Raw genomic sequence first — 4,255 nt, forward strand, 5'->3', positions numbered from 1 at the left:
TCCGACAGGAGGCCGTCCACGCCCTCCCGGTCGGTGGTGTGGTCGTCCGCGAAACGACGGTCACCCGTCGCATCCGGCACGTACTTCACACAGACAACGATCCTCAAGCTCACGGCCTGTCTCCTGTACTGGTCTCGTCCGGCGGCTGCGGTTGTGCAAGCGGGTGCGACCTGCCACGCACCCGCTCCGGGCAGCGGGTTTCCCGTGCCGGTCCGGAACTTCCTGGCAGCATACTCGCCGGTAGCCCAGCGGTCACTACTGGCCAGTAGCTTAGGCCGGGACGGCTGCACCACCGCTCGCGCCCATCCTGCCCCAGCCGAGCGGCGACTCCACCCACGGGGCGGCCCCGACCGGCCCGCGATCGGGGCGCGACCGGGGCGCGGGCACCGCCATCCCGCCGTCCCGGTCGACGGTTCCGGCCGACGGATCCCAGGCACCCGCGAGCGGCTTTCAGCCGACCGCCCGCCCCAGCGCCGCGATCACGTCCGCCCTCCGCGGCATCCCCGCCGCCCGGCGCACCACCCGACCGCCCGCGTCCAGCACCAGGACCGTCGGCGTCCGCGCGATCCCCAGACGGCGGACCAGCTCCAGCCGCGCCTCGGCGTCCACGTCCAGGTGCGCGACCCCCTCGACCATCCCCGCCACCTCGGCGAGCACCCGCCGGGTGGCCCGGCAGGGCTGGCAGAAGGCGGTGGAGAACTGCACCAGGGTCGCCCGCTCGCCGAGCGGTCCACCCAGGTCGGCCTCCGACAGCCGTATCGCCCCGTCCTCGCTGCGCGCCCCGTCCTCGCTCCGCACCCTCAGCCTTCCGTCGTACCCGATCCGCGTCGTCCCTCCAGTCTGGGGCAGCCCGCGCGCGGGCCGAAAACGGTGCCGAAAAGAGAGGTCGACCGCTGACACCGCCCCCGCGTACGATCGGCCGGTGGCCTCCGAACGCACCGCACCGCCGTTGCTGACCTCCCGTCGCATCGTCGACCTGGGCCGCGCCACCACCTCCCGCTGACGCCGGTCACGCCTCCTCCGCAGCCGCCCGTCGCGACCCTCCCGGAGCCCCTGTGCAGACCGATCCCCGCGGTCCCCGCTTCACCTCCGCGCTCGCCGCCGCCGTCCTGGCGGCCGTCCTGGTCAGCGGCAACGGCCTCCTCCTCGCCGCCCAGGCCCTGGTCTTCGCGCTCAGCGCCTTCAGCGGACTGCGACTCTCCCCGTACGGCCTGCTGTTCCAGGCCTTCGTCCTCCCCCGGCTGGAGCCGCCCACCGAGACCGTCGACGAGCGGCCGCTGAGCTTCGCCCAGGGCGTCGGCCTCGTCCTCACCTCCGTGGGCACCCTCGGCTACCTCACCCAGGTGACCTGGCTCGGCGTGCTCACCACCGTGTTCGCGCTGATCGCGACCTTCCTGAACGCCGCCTTCGGCTACTGCCTGGGCTGCGAGATGTACCCGATCGTCCGGCGCGCCCAGGGCCGCCTCGGCGCCGGGGCCTGACCGACCCCTCCCACGCCGTACGCCTCTCCCACGCCGTCCGCCCCTACCCCGGTGGGGAACCGGGCCGACGTGCCGGAAGTTCCGGTCGAACTCATCACGGAGATCACACCGCGAATATCCGCTTGACCGCACGCCTCAGGTGACAGCAGGCACCCGTTCGGGGGATCATCTCCCTGTATCACCCGTGACCGCCGCGGCGTGCCGTGCTCCGGTCGGCTCCCTCGCAACGGCGCGGGTACCGCCGTACCGGGCTCCGGCCCGTGGAAGTCAGGACTGACCGTGGCCGAGTTCGTGTACCCGCCGGTGATCGGCGCCGCACTCACCGCCTTCCGCGCGCTCGACGTGCGGATAAAGATCGTGGGCGCCGAGCACATCCCCGCCGAGGGCGGGGCGGTGCTGGTCAGCAATCACATCAGCTACCTCGACTTCCTCTTCGCCGGTCTCGGCGCCTACCGCGGCGGTAAGCGCAAGACCCGTTTCATGGCCAAGGACGACGTCTTCAAGCACCGCGTCTCCGGCCCGCTGATGCGCGGCATGAAGCACATCCCGGTCGACCGCACCGACGGCCAGCCCGCCTACGAGGCCGCCGTGCGCGCCCTCAAGGCCGGCGAGGTCGTCGGGGTCTTCCCCGAGGCGACCATCAGCCGCTCGTTCATGCTGAAGAAGTTCAAGACCGGCGCCGCCCGGATGGCCGCCGACTCCGGCGCCCCGCTGCTGCCCGTCGTGCTGTGGGGCACCCAGCAGCTCTGGACCAAGGGCCGGCCGAAGACCCTCACCAAGCGCCACGTCCCGGTGACGATCATGATCGGCGAACCGATTCACCTGGGCCCCGGCGACAAGCCGGTCATGGTCACCAGGAAGCTGCGCGCCGCCATGGGCGAGATGCTCGACCGCGCCCAGCGGGAGTACCCCGGCAAGCCCTCCGGCCCGGACGACACCTGGTGGCTGCCCTCCCACCTCGGCGGCACCGCACCGACGCTGGAGGTCGCCGAGGCCGAGGACGAGGCGGAGGCCCTCGCCAAGGCCGAGCGCCGCGCCGCCGGCACCGACCCCGCCCGGAGCTGACCGCCCGGACCCGGTCCGGGGCCTTCTCCGGCCCCGTCTACTCCTTGCGACCGAGCGGGCGCGCTCCGTCGCGTGTCGCCCCGCCCCGGGCGCTCCCTTCTGACAGAGTGACAGCTCCTTCCAGGGGCCTCCGTCCCGGGCCCGCTCGCGGTCCGGGGCTCCGAGGCGGAGCACACGTCGCAGCGGTCGGAAAGGTCGAAGACGGAGATGGCACGGATCACCGGCACACGGCAGTCACCCACGAACAAGGCCCGCACCCGCGCAACCGCCGGTGCGGGCCTGCTGCTTCTGGGCACCCTGCTCACCGGCTGCGGGGCCGAGCCGGGGGAGATCCCGCTGTCCCAGATCCGCCCCGAGTCCCCCACCGCCACCCCCCAGCCGACCTCGACCGGCGGCGCGGTCGGCGCGGCGGCCGCCACCCCCGCGGCACCGGCACGCAACGGACTGATCGTCAGCCGGGCCTACACCGACGCCTCGCGCACCACCAGCGCCATCGTCACACTCACACCCGACGGCACGGCCCAGCAGCAGGTCACCCAACCGCCCGACCACGTCAGGGACGACCGGCCCGACTGGTCCCCCGACGGCAGCGCCATCGCCTTCGACCGGACCGACGCCCAGAGCGGCGCCGCCCGCCTCTGGACGGTCGCACCGAGCGGCGACAACGCCCACCAGATCAGCCAGCTCTGCGAGACCGGCAGCGCCACCGCCGACTGCGCCAACGAGGACGAACGCGCCCCCGCCTACTCCCCCGACGGCAAGCAGCTCGCCTTCAGCCGGTCCTGGGGCGCACTCGACGCCGCCCACGCCAACCAGATCCAGTACTCGGACCTCTACCTGATGAGCCCGGACGGCACCAACGTGCAGCGGCTCACCTTCCTGACCAACGACAAGCCCTACACGGGCATCGTCAGCAACCCCAGCTGGTCCCCCGACGGCAAGCAGCTCACCTTCGAGTACCGCACCAGCGCGACCGGACAGCCCGCCGACGGCCGGGCCATCTACGTCGTCAACGTGGACGGCACCGGGCTCCGCCAGCTCACGCCCTGGGAACTGCGCGCCGGCGACCGCGCGAGCTGGTCCCCCGACGGCACCCGGATCCTCTTCACCACCTACCCCGCCGGCGCCGACGACGCCCCCGGCGGCGGCATCTACACCGTGCACCCCGACGGCAGTGCCATCGGCGCCCTCACCCCCTCCCCCTCCGACGCCGCCTACGGAAGCGCGGCCTACGCGCCGGACGGCAAGTCCATCGTCTTCACCCAGGCCTCCGCGGGAGCCGGCAGCGACCTCTACAGCATGCGCCCGGACGGCACCGGCGTCGCCCGGCTCACCAACAGCGCCGCCCGGTGGCTCGGCCGACCGGTCTGGGGAACAGCGGCCGTGCCCGCGCGCGCGTCCGAGTCGCCCCAGGCCTCCCCGACCCCCGGCGCTCCTGGAGTTCCTGGAGCTCCCGGGGCGACGCAGAGCGCTCAGGCGACGCTGACGCCGCAGCCCGGCGCCCCGACGGGTTCGGCGGAGCCGACTCCTGCTCAGGCACAGGGGCAGCCGAACGACGACGAGAACGACCTCCAGGACAACTGAGCCGCCGACGTGCCGCTCCGAAAACGGGAAAAGGCCCTGCCCGGGAACCCGGGCAGGGCCTTCTCAGAAGAATTGTTCGGCGGCGTCCTACTCTCCCACAGGGTCCCCCCTGCAGTACCATCGGC

4 protein-coding genes and 1 pseudogene are annotated in these 4,255 nt (G+C 73.1%); 3 read left to right on the plus strand and 2 right to left on the minus strand.

Annotation, left to right across the window (positions count from 1 at the left end):
* Both ACGF07_RS35505 and ACGF07_RS35510 read right to left on the minus strand, forming a co-directional pair.
* Positions 1-113, minus strand: a pseudogene (locus tag ACGF07_RS35505) (electron transfer flavoprotein subunit beta); the annotation flags it as partial.
* A gap of 337 nt (positions 114-450) precedes the next feature.
* The gene (locus tag ACGF07_RS35510; RefSeq protein WP_392905802.1) at positions 451-804 is read right to left on the minus strand and encodes a TlpA family protein disulfide reductase; all 354 of its coding nucleotides are present in this window, start codon (positions 802-804) and stop codon (positions 451-453) included.
* A gap of 251 nt (positions 805-1,055) precedes the next feature.
* Between ACGF07_RS35510 and ACGF07_RS35515 the strand changes: the two genes are divergently transcribed.
* The 3 genes from ACGF07_RS35515 to ACGF07_RS35525 all read left to right on the plus strand — a co-directional run bounded on the left by ACGF07_RS35515 (position 1,056) and on the right by ACGF07_RS35525 (position 4,130).
* Positions 1,056-1,481: a DUF4395 domain-containing protein gene (locus ACGF07_RS35515; protein WP_350749824.1), complete on the plus strand. Its 426-nt coding sequence runs from the start codon at positions 1,056-1,058 to the stop codon at positions 1,479-1,481.
* Between the two features lie 279 nt (positions 1,482-1,760).
* The gene (locus ACGF07_RS35520; protein ID WP_350749822.1) at positions 1,761-2,546 is read left to right on the plus strand and encodes a lysophospholipid acyltransferase family protein; all 786 of its coding nucleotides are present in this window, start codon (positions 1,761-1,763) and stop codon (positions 2,544-2,546) included.
* 207 nt (positions 2,547-2,753) lie between these two features.
* Positions 2,754-4,130 carry a hypothetical protein gene (locus ACGF07_RS35525; protein WP_392905800.1) on the plus strand — a complete coding sequence of 459 codons (1,377 nt, stop codon included), beginning with the start codon at positions 2,754-2,756 and terminating at the stop codon, positions 4,128-4,130.
* The last annotated feature ends 125 nt before the right edge of the window (positions 4,131-4,255 follow it).

Origin of the sequence: Kitasatospora sp. NPDC048194 (assembly GCF_043202455.1) — a bacterium.
Classification (GTDB): Bacteria; Actinomycetota; Actinomycetes; order Streptomycetales; family Streptomycetaceae; genus Kitasatospora.

Bases quoted from the DNA above. Each gene is read 5' to 3' on its own strand.
- ACGF07_RS35525 (WP_392905800.1), top strand. From the start codon at position 2,754: ATGGCACGGATCACCGGCACACGGCAGTCACCCACGAACAAGGCCCGC.